Annotated in this window: 22 protein-coding genes; 10 read left to right on the forward strand and 12 right to left on the reverse strand. The window is 70.8% G+C overall.

Annotated elements, in window-relative coordinates:
• Positions 1–121: 121 nt before the first annotated feature.
• From recA to N8J89_RS09735, 4 genes are all read left to right on the forward strand, one after another.
• Positions 122–1165: a recombinase RecA gene (gene recA, locus N8J89_RS09720; protein ID WP_283664000.1), complete on the forward strand. Its 1044-nt coding sequence runs from the start codon at positions 122–124 to the stop codon at positions 1163–1165.
• A 2-nt stretch (positions 1166–1167) separates the two neighbouring features.
• On the forward strand, positions 1168–1707 hold the full coding sequence (locus N8J89_RS09725) for a regulatory protein RecX (RefSeq protein WP_283664001.1): 540 nt from the start codon (positions 1168–1170) through the stop codon (positions 1705–1707).
• A gap of 952 nt (positions 1708–2659) precedes the next feature.
• Entirely contained in the window at positions 2660–3040 is a 381-nt protein-coding gene (locus N8J89_RS09730; protein ID WP_283664002.1) for an MmcQ/YjbR family DNA-binding protein, read from the forward strand.
• A gap of 55 nt (positions 3041–3095) precedes the next feature.
• A complete protein-coding gene (locus N8J89_RS09735) occupies positions 3096–3671 on the forward strand; it encodes a TetR/AcrR family transcriptional regulator (protein WP_283664003.1) in 576 nt (191 codons plus the stop codon).
• Positions 3672–3678: 7 nt separating this feature from the next.
• On the opposite strand, the gene N8J89_RS09740 is transcribed toward N8J89_RS09735, so the two are convergent.
• Positions 3679–4452, reverse strand: a complete 774-nt coding sequence (locus N8J89_RS09740; protein WP_283664004.1) for an APH(3') family aminoglycoside O-phosphotransferase — start codon at positions 4450–4452, stop codon at positions 3679–3681.
• Entirely contained in the window at positions 4445–4855 is a 411-nt protein-coding gene (locus N8J89_RS09745) for a PPOX class F420-dependent oxidoreductase (RefSeq protein ID WP_283664005.1), read from the reverse strand. Before N8J89_RS09745 ends, N8J89_RS09740 begins: the two co-directional genes overlap by 8 nt.
• A gap of 69 nt (positions 4856–4924) precedes the next feature.
• Here N8J89_RS09745 and N8J89_RS09750 point away from each other — a divergent pair, with 69 nt between their 5' ends.
• Complete coding sequence (locus N8J89_RS09750; protein WP_283664006.1) at positions 4925–5596, forward strand: HAD family hydrolase; 672 nt, start codon at positions 4925–4927, stop codon at positions 5594–5596.
• 16 nt (positions 5597–5612) lie between these two features.
• Here the strand turns inward: N8J89_RS09750 and N8J89_RS09755 are convergent, their stop codons facing one another.
• From N8J89_RS09755 to N8J89_RS09765, 3 genes are all read right to left on the reverse strand, one after another.
• Positions 5613–6140, reverse strand: a complete 528-nt coding sequence (locus N8J89_RS09755; protein WP_283664007.1) for a hypothetical protein — start codon at positions 6138–6140, stop codon at positions 5613–5615.
• Between the two features lie 139 nt (positions 6141–6279).
• Entirely contained in the window at positions 6280–6798 is a 519-nt protein-coding gene (locus N8J89_RS09760) for a hypothetical protein (protein ID WP_283664008.1), read from the reverse strand.
• Positions 6799–6908: 110 nt separating this feature from the next.
• Positions 6909–7358 (reverse strand): hypothetical protein, encoded by a 450-nt coding sequence (locus tag N8J89_RS09765; protein ID WP_283664009.1) that lies wholly within the window; start codon positions 7356–7358, stop codon positions 6909–6911.
• Between the two features lie 190 nt (positions 7359–7548).
• Here N8J89_RS09765 and N8J89_RS09770 point away from each other — a divergent pair, with 190 nt between their 5' ends.
• Complete coding sequence (locus N8J89_RS09770) at positions 7549–9048, forward strand: flavin-containing monooxygenase (protein WP_283664010.1); 1500 nt, start codon at positions 7549–7551, stop codon at positions 9046–9048.
• A 30-nt stretch (positions 9049–9078) separates the two neighbouring features.
• On the opposite strand, the gene N8J89_RS09775 is transcribed toward N8J89_RS09770, so the two are convergent.
• From N8J89_RS09775 to edd, 3 genes are all read right to left on the reverse strand, one after another.
• Positions 9079–9849 (reverse strand): helix-turn-helix domain-containing protein, encoded by a 771-nt coding sequence (locus N8J89_RS09775; protein ID WP_283664011.1) that lies wholly within the window; start codon positions 9847–9849, stop codon positions 9079–9081.
• Between the two features lie 320 nt (positions 9850–10169).
• The gene (gene eda / locus N8J89_RS09780) at positions 10170–10793 is read right to left on the reverse strand and encodes a bifunctional 4-hydroxy-2-oxoglutarate aldolase/2-dehydro-3-deoxy-phosphogluconate aldolase (protein ID WP_283664012.1); all 624 of its coding nucleotides are present in this window, start codon (positions 10791–10793) and stop codon (positions 10170–10172) included.
• Positions 10790–12649, reverse strand: a complete 1860-nt coding sequence (edd, locus tag N8J89_RS09785; protein ID WP_283664013.1) for a phosphogluconate dehydratase — start codon at positions 12647–12649, stop codon at positions 10790–10792. The genes eda and edd overlap by 4 nt, the downstream gene beginning before the upstream one ends.
• Positions 12650–12910: 261 nt before the next feature.
• Here edd and N8J89_RS09790 point away from each other — a divergent pair, with 261 nt between their 5' ends.
• The 4 genes from N8J89_RS09790 (at position 12911) to N8J89_RS09805 (ending at position 16782) form a co-directional block, all read left to right on the forward strand.
• Positions 12911–13189 carry an Rv0250c family protein gene (locus N8J89_RS09790; RefSeq protein WP_252486756.1) on the forward strand — a complete coding sequence of 93 codons (279 nt, stop codon included), beginning with the start codon at positions 12911–12913 and terminating at the stop codon, positions 13187–13189.
• An 81-nt stretch (positions 13190–13270) separates the two neighbouring features.
• The gene (sdhC, locus tag N8J89_RS09795) at positions 13271–14071 is read left to right on the forward strand and encodes a succinate dehydrogenase subunit SdhC (RefSeq protein WP_283664014.1); all 801 of its coding nucleotides are present in this window, start codon (positions 13271–13273) and stop codon (positions 14069–14071) included.
• 40 nt (positions 14072–14111) lie between these two features.
• Complete coding sequence (locus tag N8J89_RS09800; RefSeq protein WP_283664015.1) at positions 14112–16037, forward strand: fumarate reductase/succinate dehydrogenase flavoprotein subunit; 1926 nt, start codon at positions 14112–14114, stop codon at positions 16035–16037.
• A gap of 1 nt (position 16038) precedes the next feature.
• A complete protein-coding gene (locus tag N8J89_RS09805; protein ID WP_283664016.1) occupies positions 16039–16782 on the forward strand; it encodes a succinate dehydrogenase/fumarate reductase iron-sulfur subunit in 744 nt (247 codons plus the stop codon).
• Positions 16783–17420: 638 nt separating this feature from the next.
• Here N8J89_RS09805 and N8J89_RS09810 read toward each other — a convergent pair.
• From N8J89_RS09810 to N8J89_RS09825, 4 genes are all read right to left on the reverse strand, one after another.
• Positions 17421–17819: a hypothetical protein gene (locus tag N8J89_RS09810; protein WP_283664017.1), complete on the reverse strand. Its 399-nt coding sequence runs from the start codon at positions 17817–17819 to the stop codon at positions 17421–17423.
• Positions 17820–17895: 76 nt separating this feature from the next.
• Positions 17896–18741, reverse strand: a complete 846-nt coding sequence (locus tag N8J89_RS09815) for a transporter substrate-binding domain-containing protein (protein ID WP_283664018.1) — start codon at positions 18739–18741, stop codon at positions 17896–17898.
• Between the two features lie 65 nt (positions 18742–18806).
• Positions 18807–19721 (reverse strand): amino acid ABC transporter permease, encoded by a 915-nt coding sequence (locus N8J89_RS09820; protein ID WP_283664019.1) that lies wholly within the window; start codon positions 19719–19721, stop codon positions 18807–18809.
• On the reverse strand, positions 19718–20404 hold the full coding sequence (locus N8J89_RS09825) for an amino acid ABC transporter permease (protein ID WP_283664020.1): 687 nt from the start codon (positions 20402–20404) through the stop codon (positions 19718–19720). Before N8J89_RS09825 ends, N8J89_RS09820 begins: the two co-directional genes overlap by 4 nt.
• Positions 20405–20409 lie beyond the last annotated feature (5 nt).

Raw genomic sequence — 20409 nt, forward strand, 5'->3', positions numbered from 1 at the left:
TTGTCCACATCGGGCCGGTTATCCACAGACGGCGACTACCTCGCGGAGGATTGTCGGTCCTGCCCGCTAGCGTGAGCGCGACCCACAAAGACCAGCCCGGACGAGAAGGCGGACCACAGCGATGCCACCCGCAGCACCCGACAGAGACAAGGCCCTCGAACTGGCGCTGGCCCAGATCGACAAGCAGTTCGGCAAGGGCTCGGTGATGCGCCTCGGCGAAGAGGGGCGCCCGCCGATCGAGGTCATCCCGACCGGCTCCATCTCCCTGGACGTGGCCCTGGGCATCGGCGGCCTGCCGCGTGGCCGGGTCGTGGAGATCTACGGTCCGGAGTCCTCCGGTAAGACCACGGTCGCCCTGCACGCGGTGGCCAACGCGCAGAAGAACGGCGGCATCGCCGCCTTCATCGACGCCGAGCACGCGCTCGACCCCGACTACGCCAAGGCCCTCGGCGTGGACACCGACGCGCTGCTGGTCTCCCAGCCGGACACCGGCGAGCAGGCGCTGGAGATCGCGGACATGCTGATCCGCTCCGGCGCGCTGGACGTGCTGGTGATCGACTCGGTGGCCGCGCTGGTGCCCCGTGCCGAGATCGAGGGCGAGATGGGTGACAGCCACGTCGGCCTCCAGGCCCGGCTGATGAGCCAGGCGCTGCGGAAGATCACCGGTGCGCTGCACAACTCCGGCACCACCGCGATCTTCATCAACCAGCTGCGCGAGAAGGTCGGCGTCATGTTCGGCAGCCCGGAGACCACCACCGGTGGCAAGGCGCTGAAGTTCTACGCCTCGGTGCGCCTGGACGTGCGCCGCATCGAGACGCTCAAGGACAGCGGCGACGCGGTCGGCAACCGCACCCGCGTCAAGGTGGTCAAGAACAAGGTGGCCCCGCCGTTCAAGCAGGCCGAGTTCGACATCATCTACGGCGTCGGCATCAGCCGCGAGGGCTCGCTGATCGACGTCGGCGTCGAGCAGGGCATCGTGCGCAAGTCCGGCGCTTGGTACACCTACGAGGGCGACCAGCTGGGCCAGGGCAAGGAGAACGCCCGCAAGTTCATGCGGGAGAACCCGGACGTGGCCAACGAGATCGAGAAGCGCATCAAGGAGAAGCTGGGCATCGGCGCCAAGCTCGACGCCGACGACACCGCGCCCGCTCCGGTCGACTTCTGACCGTGCGCTCCGAACAGGGCAGGCAGGAGCAGCCGCAGGATCCCGTGGCCTACGCCAGGGATGTGTGCCTGCGGCTGCTCACCGCCCGCCCGCGCACCAAGGCGGAGCTGGCGCAGAGCCTGGCACGCAAGGGAGTGGAGCCGGAGGTCGCGGAGACGGTGCTGGCCCGCCTGGACGAGGTGGGCCTGGTCGACGACGCCGCCTTCGCCGAGGTCTGGGTCCGCTCCCGGCACGCCTACCAGGGCATGGCCCGCCGCGCCCTGAGCGTCGAGCTCCGCCGCAAGGGCGTCGCCGACGAGGTGGCCGCCGAAGCGGTGGCCGCGGTGGACCCCGAGGCCGAGGAAACCCGAGCCAGGGACCTGGTCCGCAAACGCCTCCGCGGCGGCAGCCTCCAGTCCGCCGACGAGCAAACCCGCATCCGCCGCCTGGTCGGCATGCTGGCCCGCAAGGGCTACTCCGAGGGCCTGGCCTTCCGCGTAGTCCGCGAAGAACTCCGCGAAGCCAACCTGGACGCCCCCCTCCTGGACAACCCCCCAGACTGACCCCACCCCCGCCCATGCCGCCACCCCGCGCCACACCGCGACTGCCGCAAAACCCGGCGGCATGGCCAACACCGGCACGACGACCCACGTTGGCACGGCGGGTTGTCCGGCACGGCCGGTCGTCTCGGCGAACGGCTTGCGCTGGTGGGTGAGTTGCGTTTGTGGGCGGCTCGCGTTGCCGGGGCGGCGCTCCTGGGCGACCAGCGGCACCGGCGGTGAGTCCGGTGAGTCCGGTGAGGATCGTGCGACTCCAGCCGCCGCTGAGGAAGCCATGTCGGCCGGGAAGCCGTGCCGCCGGGGAAGCCGCGTTGCCGAAGCCGCTCGCGCCGAACGTCACCCGCCCCGCCGTGCCAGCCCTGCCTCGACTTGCCGCAGCCCCGTTCCCCGCTCGAGCCGCTATCCCCCCACCGCCCGCGACTCGCCGCGACTGCCGGAAGCCCTGGCGGCGTGGCTGGCCCCGGCACGGCGGATCGCGTCGGCGGGACGGGACCGCCTTGGCGGCCAGAACACGCGGGCGGAGCGGATCGCGCGGGCGGAGCGGATCGCGGGCGGTCGGATCGTGTGGGCAGAGCGGATCGCGTGGGCGGTCGGATTGCGTGGGCGGTCGGATTGCGTGGGTGCGCGGTTTGCGTTGGCGGAGCGGCGATTCCGGCACGGATCGAGCCGCCCTCACCCGGAGTCCGGGAAGCCGCGCCGCCCGGGAACCGCGCTGCCGAATCCGCTGCCACCGAACACCGCCCGTCCCGCCTCCGACTCGCCGCAGCCTCGTTCCCGCTGCACCGCGCCCACTGCCGCCGCGCCTCGCCTCACGGCAGTCCGCCCCAGTCGCACTCATTCCAGCCGCACTCGCCCCAGCCGCATCCCGCGAAACCCCGCATCCCGCGAAACCCCCGCCGTCCGCCCCACCCCGCCACCGGAACCACCCACCGACCGGAACCCGGGAGCCGCCCCCATGCCGAAGCCGCCACAGCCGCCCGACCCCCTCGAGTCCCTGCGCGCCCTGTGCCTCGCCCTCCCCGAGACCACCGAGCGCCTGAGCCACGGCGAGCCGACCTGGTTCATCCGCGGCAAGAAGACCTTCGTCATGTACGCCAACCACCACCACGACAACCGCCTCGCCTTCTGGTGCGCGGCCCCGCCCGGCGCCCAGGAAGCCCTGATCGGGTCCGATCCGGAGCGCTACTTCCGGCCGCCTTATGTCGGGCACCGGGGGTGGCTCGGCGTCTACCTGGATGTGGACGGGCTGGACTGGGCCGAGATCGGCGAGCTGGTCGAGGACGCGTTCCGGGTGGTGGCGCCAAAAACTCTGATCGCTCGGCTGGATGGGGCGTAGCGGCAACTACTGTTCCCGCAGTACTATGCCTGTAGTGGTTAGCGGGGGAGGCTTGGTGGTTCAGAACCCGGCTCGGCGGGCGGCGCTGGTCAACGCGGCGGTGGAGGTGCTGGCGCGGGAGGGGGCCAGGGGGTTGACGTTCCGGGCCGTGGACGTTGAGGCCGGGGTGCCGAACGGGACCGCGTCCAACTACTTCGTCAACCGGGACGACCTGCTCAACCAGGTCGGCGGGCAGATCCACCTGCGGCTGGGGCCGGATCCGGCGCAGCTGGCCGTCACCATGCGGGCGCCCAGGAAGCGGGAGCTGGTGGAGACCTTGATGCACCAGCTGATGGCGCGGATCGAGCGCGATCCGGCCGGGTACCTGGCGTTGCAGGAGCTGCGGCTGGAGGCGACCCGGCGGCCGGAGCTGCGGGCGGCGCTGACCGGGACGTTGCAGGCCAACTTCGACGCCTCCGTCCAGTTCCACGTGGACAGCGGGCTGCCGGGCGGGGCGGAGACGGTGGCCCTGCTCTACCTGGCGATGACCGGACTGGTGATCGAGCACCTGACCCTGCCGGAGGCGATGCGGCCGTTCGCGGCCAAGGACCTGGTCCCGGAGCTGGTGCGGCGGATCGTGCCGGAGGAGTGACCGGTTCTCAGAAGAACTCGTCCAGCAGGCGGTGGAAGCGGATCCGGGACGGGTCCAGGCCGGTGAAGCCGTAGCGGGCCAGGAAACGCGCCGGGTCCAGGCCCGCGCGGGTCAGGCTCCGGGTGGCCAGGGCCAGGTCCAGGTGGCGGTCGGCCACGCCGAGGCGGCCCAGGTCCAGCACGCCGGTCACGGCGAGGGTGTCCGGGTCCAGCAGGACGTTCGGGGTGCACAGGTCGCCGTGGCAGACCACCGGGTCCTCGGCGGCCGGGAGGGTGCGGTCGAGCTCGGCCACCAGGTCCGCGGCGGACCAGCCCGCGTACTCGGGCGCCAGGTCGGTCAGGTCGACCAGGTCCGCTGCGGCGGCGGCCTTGGCCAGCGGCACGGTGACCGCGTGGCGGCGGTCGAACGGGCAGTCGGCGACCGGCAAGGCGTGCAGCGCGCGGGCCAGGTCGGCCACCGCGTCCACCACGCCCGCGGCCCGCTCGACCGGCCACGGGTCGCTGACCGGGCGGCCCGGTAGCGCCCGGGTCACCAACCAGGAGAAGCCGTCGCGGTCGCCGTGCTCCACCACCTCCGGGGCAGGCCAGCCCTGGGCGGCCAGCCAGGCACAGCGGGTGGCCTCGGCGGCGGGGGCGGCGGCCGGGTCGGGGTGCGGCGGGGTGCGGGCGACCTTGAGGTAGACCTGGCCGGCCCGCCAGACCTGGGCGCCGGACTCGCCGAGGGTGACCGGCGTCCAGTCCCGGCCGTACCGCCTGCCCAGTTCGGTGAGTGGCTCAGCCACTGCGGTCGGGGCCGGCGCGGGTCGGCTCGATGCGCACCAGCACCCGTCGCTCGGCGGTCATCGCGGCGCGGTACTCCGCCCAGTCCGGGTGCTCGCCGGAGACGCGGCGGTAGTAGTCCTCCAGGCCGGGCATCGCCTCGGGCAGCTCCAGCACGCTGGCCGTGCCCTCGACCTGGATCCACCGCCCGAAGAAGGCATCCGGCAGCACGCACAGCCACACCCGGGGATCACGGCGCAGGTTCTTCACCTTGAACGCGGTGGTGCGGCTGCTGACCACGATCGCGCCGTCCTCGGCGACCGCGGCCAGCACCGGCGACATCTGCGGGCTGCCGTCGGCGCGGGTGGTGGCCAGCACCGCGCGCGGCTGCTCCCGGATGATCTGGCGTGCCTCAGCGAGATCCATCACCCCATCATGCCCCCAGGGCCGGATAATCGCGCGAGCGTTGTCAGGGCGACCGCTTACCATCCGGCCGTGACGACTCGGGACCACACACTTCGCGCCACCCACGTTGTCTGGGACTGGAACGGCACCCTGCTGGATGACAACCAGGCCGTGCTCGACTCGGTGAACCAGGTCTGCGCCGGGTTCGGGCGGCCCTCGATCACCATGGACTTCTGGCGGGACACCTTCTCCCGGCCGCTGGTCGCCTGCTACGAGCGGCTGCTGGAACGGCAGCTGAGCGCGGAGGACTGGGTCCGGCTGGACAAGACCTACCACGAGGCCTACCGCGCGGTGCTGGACACCTGCGCGCTGGCCACCGGGGTGCCGACGGCCTTGCACGGCTGGGCGGCCACCGGCGGCACCCAGTCACTGCTGTCCATGTGGTTCCACCACGAGCTGGTCCCGCTGATCACCCAGTTCGGCCTGCTGGAGCTGTTCGCCAGGGTGGACGGGCTGCGGGTGGACACCGGCGGCGGGTCCAAGGCCGAGCACCTCATCGAGCACCTGGCCGCGCTGCGGCTCGACCCGGCCGAGGTGGTGCTGATCGGGGACGTGGTCGACGACTCCGATGCCGCCGAAGCGGCCGGCGCCGCCTGCGTCCTGGTCACCACGGGAATGATGAGCCGACGGAAGCTGGCAGCCACCGGCCGCCCGGTGGTGGACTCGATCCCAGAGGCGCTGGCCCTGCTCCAGCGGCCCTAGGTCCGAGCCCGGTTCCTCACCGCACCGCAACGAAGCCCGGGGCGTCGTTGCGGTGCAGTGAGACGCGGGTGGCGACGCTGTCGTCGTTCACCGCGAAGGTGTAGCTCGCGTGCTCGCTGCCCGGCACCGGCGTCCGGAACAGGTGGTGCTGCCGCTCGTCCTGGGCGAGCCGAGGGTAGATCGCCTTGACGTCGCTCAGCGGCATGTTGTTCCAGGCGCCCTCGCGGGTGAGCGCCCGCGCGGTCGCGCTGATGGACTGGATCCGGCCGTCGCGCCCGATGACCACGTCACCGGACTCGCAGCCGGTCCCCTCGCCCGCGACGAACCGGTAGGTGACGCAGCCGTCCGCCACCCGCCGCCCGGTGAGCAGCCCGGTGGCCACCGCCTGCGCCTCGGTCATGTTCAGCTTGACCGACTTGTAGCCGTCCGGACCGAGATAGGGCAGTGCGGACCGGGTCGCCGACAGCGCGGAGAAGCTGCCCAGCACCTTTGCCGCTGCCGGGAGTGCGACATCCGACACGAGCTTGCGCGCGAGCGCCTTCATGAACTTGTCCCCCCAGAGGGTTTCAGTTGTGCCCGGCACCCCCCTGGCACCGGCCCCACCATGAAACACGTTCGGACACCGCCGGAGGTTGCCCCGGGAGCGAGAACTATTTCACCCTCATTCGGGGGACATCGGCCGGTCAGGCGCCGCAGCCGGGGTCCTCGTCCTTCTGCAGCGAGATGTCGGTCGCGATGCCCTGGTCGTTGTTCACCGTGAACACGTAGATCGCGGCGCGGTTGCCGGGGACCGGGGCCCGGTACAGGGCGGGCCGCGGGTCCCGGACCAGCTCGGGGTAGATCGCCTTGACGTCGTCGAGGTGCATGTTGTTCCAGGCGCCCTCGCGGGTGAGCATCCGCGAGGTGGCGCTGATCGAGTGCACCTTGCCGTTCAAGCCGATCACCACGTCGCCGTACTCGGAGCCGGTTCCCTCACTGGCCACGAACCGGTAGGTGGTGCAGCTGCCCATCCGCTGCTTGTCGGTGAGCAGACCGGTGGCCGCCGCCTGCGCCTCGGTCTGGTTCAGCTTCAGGCTCTTGTACCCGTTCGGTCCGAGGATGGGCAGCGCGCCCGGGGCGGCCGAGGCGGTGGCGCCACCCAGGACGGTGAGCGCCGCGGCCGTGGCGACCGCGGGCGCGAGCGTACGCAGGAGCTTGTTCATTCCGTTGTCCCCCAACAGGATTGATGATTCTCCGGCGCTTCCTGCGCTGGATACGTCATCAAGACGTGCCGCCCTCCCCCTCGGTTGCGCGGATAAGTGAGGAACTTCTCTCAGAGCTCGCTGGCCTGCAGGCCGAAGTCGGTGACCCGGCCGCCGTCCACGGTGAACCAGTAGTGCGCGCGCGGATTCCCCGGCGCGGCCGCGCGGTAGATCCAGTCGCACAGCCGGTCGCGGCGCAGCACCGGGTAGGCGTCGCGCAGGTCGGCCAGCTCGCTGCCGCGCCAGATGCCTTGCGGGGTCAGCATCTTGGACGTGCCGCCGATCATGACCACGCCGTTGGTGGGGGAGATGAACACCCCGCTGGTCTTCGGCTGGCTGCCCTCGGAGCCGGCGAACCGGTAGAAGCGGCACACCCCGCTGGTGTCGTCTGAGGTGAGCAGCCCGGTGGCCACCGCGTCCGCCTCGCTCATGCCCAGTCGCAGCGCCCGGTAGCCGTGCGCGTGCAGAAGTCGTTGAGCGAGGTCCGTGCTTGCCGCTACGGACTCCGCGAGCTCGGTCATGGTCCACCCCCGTGGCAGAAGAAAGGCGCTGACACTTCTGACACGTCCCGGCGGCGCGACTGGTTGCCGATCTTCCGGACCTTTTTTGCCGCTTCGCCCGATCAGGTGACCCTCGGCGCGCGCGAACCTCGACCGGCCGCCGCTCGTTGCGGAAGTGGGACGGCAGCTGTCTGGAATGAGGTGTCAGCGCATGACGAACCGGTTGACCAGGGACTTCCCCGTGATCGTGGTGGGCGCGGGCGCCTCGGGCATCGGGGCCGCGGTGCGGCTGCGCGGGAGCGGCTTCACCGACTTCGCGGTGCTGGAGAAGGCCGCCGAGCTGGGCGGCACCTGGCGGGACAACACCTACCCCGGCTGCGCCTGCGACGTGCCCTCGGCGCTGTACTCCTACTCCTTCGCGCCCAACCCGGAATGGCACAGGGCCTTCGCCACCCAGCCGGAGATCCGCCGCTACCTGGCCGACGTGGCGGTGCGCTACCGGGTCACCGGGCACCTGCGGTTCGGCGTGGAGGTGCTGGCCGCGCGCTGGGACGGCGCCCGCTGGGTGCTGGAGACCACCGGGGGCCGCTACACCGCGCGGGTGCTGATCGCCGGGGCCGGGCCGTGGCACGAGCCGAAGCTGCCGGAGATCCCGGGGCTGGCGGACTTCCCCGGCGAGAGCTTCCACTCGGCGCGCTGGAACCACGACTACGACCTCACCGGCAAACGGGTCGCGGTGGTCGGCAGCGGGGCCTCCGCGGTGCAGTTCGTGCCCAAGATCGCGCCCGAGGTGGCCGAGCTGCACCTGTTCCAGCGGACCGCGCAGTGGGTGCTGCCCAAGCCCGACCACTACGTGCCGCGGCTGGAACGCTGGCTGCTGCGCACCTTCCCGCGCGCGCAGCGGGCGCTGCGGGCGGCCGAGTACGCCGGGATGGAGGCGCTGGGCGTGGGCTTCCGGCATCCCTGGCTGCTGCGGATCGTGCAGCGAGCCGGGCGGCTGCACCTGCGCGCCACGGTGCCGGACCCCGCGCTGCGGGCGGTGCTGACCCCGGACTACACGTTGGGCTGCAAGCGGTTGCTGCTGTCCAACACCTACTACCGGTCGCTGACCAAGCCCAACGTGACCGTGCACCCGACCGAGCTGAGCCGGATCGAGGGCAACGTGGTCATCGGCGCGGACGGGCGGCGCAGCGAGGTGGACGCGATCATCTTCGGCACCGGCTTCCACATCACCGACATGCCGGTGGCCGACCGGGTCTTCGACGCCCAGGGCCGCAGCCTGGCCGCGGTGTGGGGCGGCAGCCCCCGGGCCTACCTCGGCACCTCGGTGGCCGGGTTCCCGAACCTGTTCCTGTTGCTGGGCCCCAACCTCGGCACCGGGCACTCCTCGGCGATGGCCATCATCGAGGCGCAGCTGGCGCACGTGCTGGCCGCGGTGCGGCTGCTGGCCGAGCGGGACTGGCCCGCGCTGTCGGTGCGGCCGGAGCTGCAGGAGCGGTTCAACGCGGCGGCGCAGCGGGCGCTGGCCGGCACCGTGTACAACGCGGGCGGCTGCTCGAGCTACTACCTGGATGCCAACGGGCGCAACAGTTTCTCCTGGCCGTGGTCAACCGGGGAGCTGACCCGCAGGGTGGGGGAGTTCGACGTGGCGGACTACCTGGTGCACGAGACCGCCGCGGAGACCCAGCCTGGGCCTCGGCTGAGCAGCTGAGGCCCGCGGCGGGCGGCAGGGCGGGGCGGGTCAGCGCAGGGCGTGCGCCATGCGGGTGATCAGCTCGCGGGACCTGTTCTGGCACAGGGAGATCTCGTCCAGGTCGGTCAGGATGCGGCGGTAGGTGGCCAGGTCCTCCTCGGACTCCAGGTACAGGTCCTGGGTCTCCTGGGGCAGGTGCACCACCGGGCGGTCGTCACCGTAGTGCAGCAGGGTGAAGGCGCCGGCCAGGCCGGGATGGGCGCCCGCGGACAGCGGCACCACCCGGATCGTCACGTGCTCCCAGTTGCCCAGGGAGACCAGGCGGCGCAGCTGGTCGTTCATCACCTTGGCGTCGCCGACGGTGCGGCGCAGCGCGGACTCGTCCAGGTGGAACAGCGCGGTCGGTGGATAGGCCCTGCGCAGCGGCGATGGTCGTTCCGGCGGCTGGCCGAGCACCGCGGCGTAGGCATCGGTGCGCAGCAGCGGCGGGATCAGCGCCGGGGCGTAGGTCTGGATCGAGCGGGCCTGGTTCTCCTGCGAGGTGCGCGGGCGGGGGCAGGCCCACACGCCGTCGGGAGCGTCCCGCAGCAGGTCGAGCAGGCGGGTGGTCTCGGTGTCGTTGGCGCCGTAGAAGCCGAGCACGTAGGCCACGTCGGCGATGGTGGTGCCGCGGTCGCCGGTCTCCAGCCGGGAGATCTTGCTGTGCGACCAGCCGGTGCGGCGGGCCAGGTCCATGCCGGTGTACCCGGCCTGTTCGCGCTTGCGGCGCAGTTCGGCGCCGAGGGCGCGGGCGCGGATGGAGGGGGGTTGGGAGGGCATGGGATCGAATCTATTGGGGGGTGGGGGCGGGGGGTGGGGTGGCGCGGGGGAATCGCTGAAAGGTGTGGGGGTGTGCCGGGGTGGCACAGCGAGAAGCGGGAAAACAGTCACTGCGCGTGCCGGGGTGCCGGGGGCGGGGCGGGGTGGTCGCCGCCGCGGGTGGCGCTACGGGCGCTGGGTGGCGCGAAGTTGTTGGCGGGCAAGGCTTTGCCGCCGGTGACCGAGGTGCGGCGGCCACCCGAACCGGTGAAGTGTCCGGGCTCGCCGGGGACTGGCCCCGGCGAGAACCCGGACTGGGCAACAACATCAGCCCAACAACATCAGCCCAGCGCCGCGGCCTCCGCGGCCAGCTTCTCCACCGCGGCCCAGTCACCGGCGGCCAGCGCGGCCTTCGGGGTCAGCCAGGAGCCGCCGACGCAGGAGACGTTCGGCAGTGCCAGGTAGCCGCGGGCGCTGGTGACGGTGATGCCGCCGGTCGGGCAGAACCGCAGCTGCGGCAGCGGACCGGAGAGCGCCTTGAGGAAGGTGGTGCCGCCGGACTGCTCGGCCGGGAAGAACTTCAGCGTGTCGTGCCCGCGCTCGGCCAGCTTCAGCGCCTCGGAGATGGTGGCCGCGCCGGGCAGGAACGGCACGCCGGCGCCCTCCAGCGCGGTCAGCAGGCTGTCCGTGGTGCCGGGGGTGACCAGGAACCGGCTGCCCGCCTTGAGCGCGGCGTCCACCTGGTCCGGGGTGATCACGGTGCCCGCGCCGACCAGGATCTCCGGCACCTCGGCCGCGATCCGCTCGATCGCGGGCAGGCCGGCCGCGGTGCGCAGGGTCACCTCGATGACGCCGATCCCGCCGCGCGCCAACGCCTTCGCCAGCGGCACGGCGTGGTCGACCTCGTCGATGACGACGACCGGGATGACGGGGGAGACGGCGAGAAGCTCCCGTGCGGTGGTCACTGAACTACCTCCATCGGCAGGCCCGGGGTCGCGGGCAGGGGGAAAACACTGGCGCCCTGGCTGGCCGGGCCGACCGCGGTGCGCAACGCGCCGAAGAGCTCCCGGCCGACGCCGACCCACTCCTCCTCGGCGGGCGGGCCGTCCACGACCGCGCGGGCGGCCAGCTCGTCGTCGGGCACCAGGACCTCCAGGATGCCCGCCTCGGCGTCCAGGCGGATCATGTCGCCGTCGCGGACCCTGGCCAGCATGCCACCGACCGCGGCTTCCGGGGTGAGCTGGATGGCGGCCGGGATCTTGCCGGAGGCGCCGGACATCCGGCCGTCGGTGACCAGGGCGACCCGGTGGCCGCGGTCCATCAGCACGCCCAGCGCCGGGGTCAGCCCGTGCAGCTCCGGCATGCCGTTGGCGCGCGGGCCCTGGTTGCGCACCACCACGACCACGTCGCCGTCCACCTCGCCGGCGGCGAAGGCGGCGGTGACGGCGTGCTGGTCGGTGAAGACCCGCGCCGGCGCGTGCACCACCCGGTGCTCGGGCGCCACCGCGGACACCTTGATCACCGAAGTGCCCAGGTTGCCGTGCAGCACGCGCAGCCCGCCGTCGGCGGCGAACGGCGCGCGCACCGAGGTCAGCACCTCCGGCGCCTGGCTGTGCGCGGGCGCGTCCCGCCAGGTCAGCTCGCCGTCGAGCAGGGTCGGCTCCTGCCGGTAGCGGTGCAGGCCGGGACCGGCGATGGTGCGCACGTCGGCGTGCAGCAGACCGGCCGCCAGCAGCTCGCCGACCAGGTAGGGCACCCCGCCCGCGGCGTGGAAGTGGTTGATGTCCGCGCTGCCGTTGGGGTAGACCCGCGCCAGCAGCGGCACCACCCGGGACAGGTCGCTGAAGTCGTCCCAGGTCAGCTGGATGCCCGCGGCCGCGGCGATGGCGGGCAGGTGCAGGGTGTGGTTGGTGGACCCGCCGGTGGCCAGCAGCGCGACCACGCCGTTGACCACGCTGCGCTCGTCCACCACCTCGCCGATCGGGGTGTACTCGCCGCGCCCGTGCGCCAGCTCCACCACCCGGCGGCTGGCGTGCTCGGTCAGCGCCCGGCGCAGGCCGGTGTCCGGCGGCACGAAGCTCGCGCCGGGCAGGTGCAGGCCCATCACCTCGACGACCAGCTGGTTGGAGTTGGCCGTGCCGTAGAAGGTGCAGGTGCCCGGCGAGTGGTAGGAGGCGGACTCGGCCTCGAGCAGGTCCTCACGGGTGGCCTTGCCCTCGGCGAAGAGCTGCCGGACCCTGGCCTTCTCCTTGTTCGGCAGCCCGGAGGCCATCGGCCCGGCCGGGATCAGCACGGTCGGCAGGTGCCCGAAGGCCAGCGCGCCGATCAGCAGCCCCGGCACGATCTTGTCGCACACGCCGAGCAGCAGCGCGCCGTCGAACATCTCGTGCGAGAGCGCCACGCCGGTGGCCATCGCGATGACCTCCCGGCTGAACAGGGACAGCTCCATGCCGCCCCGGCCCTGGGTGATCCCGTCGCACATGGCGGGCACGCCACCGGCGAACTGGGCCACCCCGCCGGCCTCGCGCACCGCGGCCTTGATGATCTCCGGGTAGTCGGCGAACGGCTTGTGCGCGGAGAGCATGTCGTTGTAGCTGCTCACGATGGCCACCCCGGGCGCCCGGTTGGCCCGCAGCAGCGCCCGGTCCGGGCCGGTGATGCCGGCGAACCCGTGCGCCAGGTTGCTGCAACCCAGGCCGCCGCGGGCCGGTCCCTCACCCGCCGCGGTGGCGAGTCGCCGCAGGTAGGCCGCGCGGGAACGCGCACTGCGGGCGGCGATCCGGGCGGTCACATCCGCTATCACGGGATGCAGCTGGCTCATGCCGTGGCTCCTCGTCGGTCACTGGGCCACCGGAGTGGCCCCGCGGAGACGACTTTGGCGCCGCGTAGCTGGCAGTCAGTACGGCTCACACGTTAGGCGTAACTCCCCGGTAACAGCAAAACCGATACAGAAGCGTGAGGCCGCCGAATTTCGCCCGTTTGAGGCCACTGGATGAAACCTGGCGTGTGGGCCTTGTCACAAGGTCCAGTTTCCAGGCAGAGTCTGCGAGACCACCACGACGCGTCGAGGGAGGTGTTCGGTATGCCGGACACGGAACTGGCCGCCCTGCAGCGAGCGATCGGCGAGCTCCGCCAGAGCCTCACCCAGCTGCGGCTCCGCTATGGCGACACCACCGCGGTGCGGCGGATCGCCAACGATGTCGACCGGCTCGACATCGATGCCGCCGAACTGTCTTCCCTGCCGATCCCGCGCACCGCGGGCGAACGGGAGATGGTCGTCGTCTCCGACACCCCGTACGACCCCGACCTGTGGCGCGGGGCCGATGACGAGGGCGTCGGCGGCTACCGGGCACACCGGTGAGGACGACCGGACCGTCTCGGTCGAGACGGGGCACCACCCGCTGACTCGCAACGACGCGGACTCCAGCGAACAAGGGACACCATGACGGTTTCCGACAACGCCGCCGGTCGGGCGCGCATCGAGGCACGCACGTTGCGCACCGACCGGTGGTGGCTCTCCCCGCTGCTGACCTTCGCCGGACTGGCCACGTTCATCGTCTACGGGCTGGTCCGCACCTTCATGAACAGCGCGTACTGGGTGCCCCAGTACCAGTACCTGGCGCCGTTCTACTCACCCTGCCTGTCCGAGGCCTGTGTGGAGGGCTCGGCCCACTTCGGCCGCTGGTTCCCCGATCTCGGCTTCCTGGTCACCCCGCCGCTGTTCGTGCTGCCGTTCGTGCTGGGCTTCCGGCTGACCTGCTACTACTACCGCAAGGCCTACTACCGGGCGTTCTGGCTCTCGCCCCCGGCCTGCGCGGTCGCCGAGCCGCACGCGAAGTACACCGGCGAGACCCGGTTCCCGCTGATCGTGCAGAACATCCACCGCTACTTCTTCTACGCGGCCATCCCGGTGGCCAGCATCCTCACCTGGGACGCGGTGATCGCCTTCACCGGCAAGGACGGCGGCTTCGGCATCGGACTGGGCACCCTGGTCCTGGTCACCAACGTGGTGCTGATCTGGGCGTACACCCTGTCCTGCCACTCCTGCCGGCACATCATCGGCGGCAGGCTCACGCACTTCTCCAAGCACCCGGTGCGGTACTGGCTGTGGACCAAGGTGTCCAAGCTCAACAGCAGGCACATGCAGCTGGCCTGGGCCTCACTGGCCTCGGTCGGCCTGGCGGACCTGTACGTCTCGCTGGTCGCCAGCGGCGTGCTGACCGACCTGCGCCTGTTCAACTGACCATCCCGGGCTTCTGACAACCGAGGGAATCTGACACGGCATGAGTGAAGTCGAACGGCACAGCTACGACGTCGTGGTGATCGGTGCCGGCGGCGCTGGCCTGCGCGCGGCGATCGAGGCCAGGGAACACGGCATGCGGGTGGCGATCGTGTGCAAGTCCCTGTTCGGCAAGGCGCACACGGTGATGGCCGAGGGCGGTATCGCCGCGGCCATGGGCAACGTCAACTCCGGGGACAACTGGAAGGTGCACTTCCGGGACACCATGCGCGGCGGCAAGTTCCTGAACAACTGGCGGATGGCCGAGCTGCACGCCCAGGAGGCGCCGCAGCGGGTGTGGGAGCTGGAGACCTACGGCGCGCTGTTCGACCGGACCAAGGACGGCCGGATCAGCCAGCGCAACTTCGGCGGCCACGAGTACCCGCGGCTGGCGCACGTCGGCGACCGCACCGGGCTCGAGCTGATCCGCACCCTGCAACAGAAGATCGTGTCCCTGCAACAAGAAGACTTCGCGGAGTCGGGTGACTACGAGGCCAGGCTGAAGGTCTTCGCCGAGTGCACGGTCACCGAGCTGCTCAAGGACGGCGACCGGATCTCCGGCGCGTTCGGCTACTGGCGGGAGTCCGGCCGGTTCGTGCTGTTCGAGACCCCGGCGGTGGTGCTGGCCACCGGCGGCATCGGCAAGTCGTTCAAGGTCACCTCGAACTCCTGGGAGTACACCGGCGACGGCCACGCGCTGGCCATGCGCGCGGGCGCCTCGCTGATCAACATGGAGTTCGTGCAGTTCCACCCGACCGGCATGGTCTGGCCGCCGAGCGTGAAGGGCATCTTGGTCACCGAGTCGGTGCGCGGGGACGGCGGGGTGCTGCGCAACTCCGAGGGCCGCCGGTTCATGTTCGACTACGTGCCAGAGGTCTTCAAGGACAAGTACGCCAAGACCGAGGAGGAGGGCGACCGCTGGTACACCGACCCGGACAACAACCTCCGCCCGCCGGAGCTGCTGCCCCGCGACGAGGTGGCCAGGGCGATCAACTCCGAGGTCAAGGCCGGTAGGGGCTCGCCGCACGGCGGGGTCTTCCTGGACGTCTCCAGCAGGCTGCCCGCCGAGGAGATCATCCGGCGGCTGCCGTCCATGCACCACCAGTTCAAGGAACTGGCCGATGTGGACATCACCGCCGAGCCGATGGAGGTCGGTCCCACCTGTCACTACGTGATGGGCGGGGTGCAGGTCGACCCGGACAGCGGCCAGTCCAGGGTGCCTGGCCTGTTCGCCGCTGGCGAGGTCTCCGGCGGCATGCACGGCTCGAACCGCCTGGGCGGCAACTCCTTGTCCGACCTGCTGGTCTTCGGCAAGCGCGCCGGAGCCGGTGCGGCGTCCTATGTGGAGGGTCTGGGCGCGGTGCGCCCGGCCGTGCTCCAGTCCGATGTGGACGGTGCGGCGGAGGCGGCGCTGGCCCCGTTCACCGCGGCCGCCGTGGACGGCCCGGTGGAGAACCCGTACACCATCCACACCGAGCTCCAGCAGGTGATGAACGACCTGGTCGGCATCATCCGCAAGGGCGAGGAGATGACCCTGGCCCTGAAGAAGCTGGACGACCTGCGCCGCCGCGCGGCCCAGGCGGGCGTGGAGGGCCACCGCCAGTTCAACCCCGGCTGGCACCTGGCACTGGACCTGTCCAACATGCTGCTGGTCAGCGAATGCGTGGCCAGGGCGGCCCTGGAGCGCACGGAGAGCAGGGGCGGGCACACCCGCGACGACTACCCGGCGATGGACTCGGCCTGGCGCGACACCACCCTGGTGTGCACCGCGGACAGCTCCGAGCAAGGCCGCACCGTCGCGGTGACCAGGGAGCAGCCGCAGCCGATGCGCCCGGACCTGTTGGAGCTCTTCGACATCGGCGAGCTGCGCAAGTACTACACCGAGGCCGAGCTGACCGGGCATCCGGGCGGCCAGGAAGAGCGGAGCTGAGATGAGCTACCAGGCGCACTTCCGGGTCTGGCGCGGCGACAGCGCGGGCGGCGGCCTCACCGACTTCACCGTGGAGGTCAACGAGGGCGAGGTGGTCCTCGACATCATCCACCGCCTGCAAGCCACCCAGGCCCCGGACCTGGCCGTCCGCTGGAACTGCAAGGCGGGCAAATGCGGTTCCTGCTCCGCCGAGATCAACGGCAAACCCCGCCTGCTGTGCATGACCCGCATGTCCACCTTCACCGAGGACGAGACGGTCACCGTCACCCCGATGCGCACCTTCCCGGTGATGCGGGACCTGGTCTGCGACGTCTCGTTCAACTACACCAAGGCCCGCGAGGTCCCGGCGTTCAAGCCCCCGGAGGGCGTGGCCCCCGGCGACTACCGGATGCAGCAGGTCGATGTGCAACGCTCCCAGGAGTTCCGCAAGTGCATCGAGTGCTTCCTGTGCCAGAACACCTGCCACGTGGTCCGCGACCACGAGGAGAACAAGGAGTCCTTCTCCGGGCCAAGGTTCCTGATGCGGATCGCGGAACTGGAGATGCATCCGCTCGATGCGGCGGACCGGCACCAGGAAGCGCAGACGCAGCACGGGCTGGGACTGTGCAACATCACCAAGTGCTGCACCGAGGTTTGCCCGGAGCACATCCAGATCACTGACAACGCGTTGATCCCGCTGAAGGAACGGGTGGCGGACCGGCGGTACGACCCGCTACTGAAGCTGTTCCGGCGGCGCAAGGATTAGCAGAGCGACGGGCTGGCTTTTCGGGTTGGCTTTAAAAACCTGTCCGAAGTCTTGAGGTTCCCCATGCCCGTCAACCTGGAGACATCACACCACATCCCAGCGAGCAGACGCTCACAGCAACCGCCGCCAAGGCCTCGCAGCGTGACGGCGGCTGCTCGCTGGGATGTGGTTTGATTTCGGAAGGTTGACGGGCATGGGGAACCTCAAGACCCGCCTGCGTCTTGGCCTTTGACTTTGATTTTCCCCCCCATGCTTTGATTCCTGCCCGTCCGGCGAGGACGCTCTTGACTTTGATCTTCGCCTGAAACCCCGAAGATCAAAAGAATGTCCTCGCCGGACGGGCAGACCCCCGGAGGGGTGGGACAAGTCAAAAGCCGGGACAAGCAGGTTGCGGGGTTGAGCAGGCTGCCGGGGCCGGTTCCAGCGTGCTCGCGACCCTCTCGTCTTCTCCGCACGACCTTCCGACAGCAAACCACATCTCATCGAGCGGCCCCGGTCACGTTGCGAAGCTAGGGCGGCGGCAGGTTGCAGGGGCCGCTCGATGAGATGCGGTCAGCAGTCTCCAGGCCGTACGGAGAAGACGAGAGGCCCGCTTTGTGGGTTTTCACCCCCGGCTGGAGGCTGGTCGCGAGCCCCGGTCAGCGCTTGCGGGCCTGCGTGTGCGGCCCGATGACCGTGATCGTGCCCTTGCCCGTCCCCGCCTGCTCCGGGGTGGCCAGCTTGGTCAGTTCGGCCAGGCTGATGCGGACTCCGGCCAGGTTCAGGGCCAGGCTGGCGTGCAGGGCGTCGCGGAGGTTGTCGTCGGTGATGGCTTCGATGGTGGCGCGGGCCTCGTGCAGCTGGGCCTGGCGCTGGTGGTCGCTGCGGCGCAGGAAGGTCAGGCCGAGCGCGACCGCGCCCAGGCCGGCCAGCGCGGTGGCGGCCGCGCCCGGGAGGCGGGACGGGTCGCCGAGGTAGAGCGCCAGGGCGACCGCGATGGTGGCGGCGCCGACGAGCAGGCCTGCCTGGCCCATCGGGGTGTACCGGTCGGGACGCATGCTTCCAGGGTCGCCCCTGGTCAGCCCGTTGTTAACCCGGAAAGCCGCTGGTGATGAGTTCGAGAGCGGACCGTGACTACTTCACGCTCGGCGGGGTGGGCGCGGGGATGCCGAAGCTCTCCTGGAACAGCTTCGCCCAGGACCCGTCGGCCATGGCCTTGGTCAGGATCTCGGTCAGCTTCGCCCGCAGCGCGCGGTCGCGGGCCGGGATGCCGATGAAGTAGCCCTCGCTGGTGAGCTCCCGGCCGAGCACGGTGAAGCCGCCCTTCTCCTCGGCCGCGTAGCCGCGCAGCACCAGGTCGTCACCGGAGAACGCGGTCACCGTGCCCGCGCGCAGGGCCGCGACGCAGGTGTCGCCGTTGCGTTCGGAGATCACCCGCGAGGTGACCGTCTCCGCCTTCGCCGCCGCGCTGGTGTTGGCCGCCACACACACCGGCTGGCCACTGGCCACCGAGCTGGTTCCCTTGCGCACCAACAGGTCCTGGTGCACCGGCAGGTACGGGCCGACCAGCCCGATCTGCGGCTGGGTGCTGGTCTTGACGCCGCCGAAGGCCAGGTCCACGTCGCCACTCTCCAAAGTGGACAGACGGGTGGCCTCGGTGGTGCTGCGGAAGCGGACCGAGTCCTTGGGCAGGCCGAGTCCGGTGGCGATCACCTCGGCCAGCTTGATGTCGAACCCGCTGTGCTTGCCGCCGTCCTGGTGGTACTTGCTCACCCCCGGCAGGTTGTCCGCCACCCCGACCACCATCCGGCCCCGGGCCTTGATCTTGTCGATGGTGGGGGAGCCGCTGGCCTGCTCGGAGCTCGGCGGGATGGACACGCTGGTGCCGGGGGAGCCGGTGCCGCCGGGGGCGGGGTCCTCGCCGCCACAGGCGGTCAGGACGAGGAGACCGGTCAGGGCCAGGATGGCGATCCGCTGCACCAGGCCAGCCTAACGGCGACGGCCCGCCCCCGGGGTGGGGACGGGTCGTCGGCGAGACCGGGGAACTAGACGCCGTTGCCGGTGCGCATGCCGGTCGCGGCCATCGGGTCCGGGCCAACTGGCTCCAGGTGGTCGGCCTTGGCCCCGCGAGGCGGGCGGCTGCGGCGGGACAGCCGCTTCTCCAGCAGCAGGGCCACCCAGCTGAGCAGACTGTTGATCGCGATGTAGATGATCGCGATGACCAGCAGGGTCTGGATCAGGTTGTTGCCGTACTCGTTCGGCAAGATCCGGAACTGGCGCATCACGTCGGGGAAGGACAGCACCGCACCGCCGAGCGCGGTGTCCTTCACGATCACCGCGATCTGGCTGACGATCGCGGGCAGCATCAGCGTCACCGCCTGCGGCAGCAGGATCATCCGCATGGTCTGCGTCTTGCGCATGCCCAGTGCCATGGACGCCTCGGTCTGGCCCTTGGGCAGGGACAGGATGCCCGCGCGCACCACCTCGGCCAGCACCGAGGCGTTGTACAGCACCAGGCCGGTGACCACCGCGAACAGCGGGCGCTCGTCCCGGCCCACGTCGGTGAAGGCCGCGTAGAACTCATTCGCGAACACCATCAGCAGCAGCACCGGGATGGCGCGGAAGAACTCCACCACGGTGGCCGCGGGCACCCGGATCCACGCGTGGTCGGACAGCCGCAGAATGCCGAACAGAGCGCCGATGGGCAGTGCGATCAGGATGGACAGCGCCGCGGCCTTGAGCGTGTTCAGCAGGCCGGGCAGCAGGAACACGGTCCACACCGTGCTCTCGGTGAAGAACGGCGTCCACAGCTCCGGGCGCAGCTGGTCCTTGGCGCCGAGCTGGACGAAGATCCAGTAGACCACCGCCAGCAGTACCACGACGAACAGGATCGTGTACGCGACGTTGCGGGCCTTGGCCTTGGGGCCGGGCGCGTCGTAGAGAACCGAGGGTGCGCTCATCGCTTCACCGCCACCTTCTTGCTGACCCAGCCGAGGAACAGTCCGGTCGGCAAGGTGAGCAGCACGAAGCCCAGTGCGAAGATCGCGAAGACCAGGATGATCTTGTCACTTTCCTTCTCGATCATGTCGTACATCAGCAGCCCCGCCTCGGCCACGCCGATCGCGCTGGCCACGGTGGTGTTCTTGGTGAGCGCGATCAGCACGCTGGCCAGCGGGGCGACCACGGCCCGGAACGCCTGCGGCAGCACCACGATGCCCAGTGTCTGCCCGAAACCGAGCCCCAGTGCCCTGGCGGCCTCGGCCTGTCCGACCGGCACCGTGTTGATGCCCGCCCGGATCGACTCGCAGACGAAGGTCGAGGTGTAGATGACGAAGCCGAGCACCGCGAGCCGGAAGTTGTTGGTGTCGGTGAAGGTCAGGTCGCCGGGCAGTTCACGCGCCAGTTTCAGGCCGAGCACGCTGTAGAGCGCCAGCGACATCGCCACGATGATCAGCGTCAGCGGCGTGTTCCGGATGATGTTCACATAGGCCGTGCCGAACGCCCGCATGATCGGGACCGGGCTGACCCGCATGCCCGCGAGCACGGTGCCCCACACCAGGGAGCCGATGGCCGAGTACGCGGTGAGCTGCACGGTGAGCCAGAAGGCACCGAGCACGTCGTACTCGCTCAGGAAGTCCAGCATGGTCT

Origin of the sequence: Crossiella sp. CA-258035 (genome assembly GCF_030064675.1) — a bacterium.
GTDB lineage: Bacteria > Actinomycetota > Actinomycetes > Mycobacteriales > Pseudonocardiaceae > Crossiella.

What these genes read in the sequence shown, in the direction of transcription:
- recA (WP_283664000.1), top strand. Translation starts at nt 122, where the DNA reads ATGCCACCCGCAGCACCCGACAGAGACAAGGCCCTCGAACTGGCGCTG.
- N8J89_RS09730 (WP_283664002.1), top strand. Translation starts at nt 2,660, where the DNA reads ATGCCGAAGCCGCCACAGCCGCCCGACCCCCTCGAGTCCCTGCGCGCC.
- N8J89_RS09745 (WP_283664005.1), bottom strand. Translation starts at nt 4,855, where the DNA reads ATGGATCTCGCTGAGGCACGCCAGATCATCCGGGAGCAGCCGCGCGCG.
- N8J89_RS09755 (WP_283664007.1), bottom strand. Translation starts at nt 6,140, where the DNA reads ATGAAGGCGCTCGCGCGCAAGCTCGTGTCGGATGTCGCACTCCCGGCA.
- N8J89_RS09760 (WP_283664008.1), bottom strand. Translation starts at nt 6,798, where the DNA reads ATGAACAAGCTCCTGCGTACGCTCGCGCCCGCGGTCGCCACGGCCGCG.
- N8J89_RS09765 (WP_283664009.1), bottom strand. Translation starts at nt 7,358, where the DNA reads ATGACCGAGCTCGCGGAGTCCGTAGCGGCAAGCACGGACCTCGCTCAA.
- N8J89_RS09770 (WP_283664010.1), top strand. Translation starts at nt 7,549, where the DNA reads ATGACGAACCGGTTGACCAGGGACTTCCCCGTGATCGTGGTGGGCGCG.
- N8J89_RS09775 (WP_283664011.1), bottom strand. Translation starts at nt 9,849, where the DNA reads ATGCCCTCCCAACCCCCCTCCATCCGCGCCCGCGCCCTCGGCGCCGAA.
- edd (WP_283664013.1), bottom strand. Translation starts at nt 12,649, where the DNA reads ATGAGCCAGCTGCATCCCGTGATAGCGGATGTGACCGCCCGGATCGCC.
- N8J89_RS09790 (WP_252486756.1), top strand. Translation starts at nt 12,911, where the DNA reads ATGCCGGACACGGAACTGGCCGCCCTGCAGCGAGCGATCGGCGAGCTC.
- sdhC (WP_283664014.1), top strand. Translation starts at nt 13,271, where the DNA reads ATGACGGTTTCCGACAACGCCGCCGGTCGGGCGCGCATCGAGGCACGC.
- N8J89_RS09800 (WP_283664015.1), top strand. Translation starts at nt 14,112, where the DNA reads ATGAGTGAAGTCGAACGGCACAGCTACGACGTCGTGGTGATCGGTGCC.
- N8J89_RS09805 (WP_283664016.1), top strand. Translation starts at nt 16,039, where the DNA reads ATGAGCTACCAGGCGCACTTCCGGGTCTGGCGCGGCGACAGCGCGGGC.
- N8J89_RS09810 (WP_283664017.1), bottom strand. Translation starts at nt 17,819, where the DNA reads ATGCGTCCCGACCGGTACACCCCGATGGGCCAGGCAGGCCTGCTCGTC.
- N8J89_RS09820 (WP_283664019.1), bottom strand. Translation starts at nt 19,721, where the DNA reads ATGAGCGCACCCTCGGTTCTCTACGACGCGCCCGGCCCCAAGGCCAAG.
- N8J89_RS09825 (WP_283664020.1), bottom strand. Translation starts at nt 20,404, where the DNA reads ATGCTGGACTTCCTGAGCGAGTACGACGTGCTCGGTGCCTTCTGGCTC.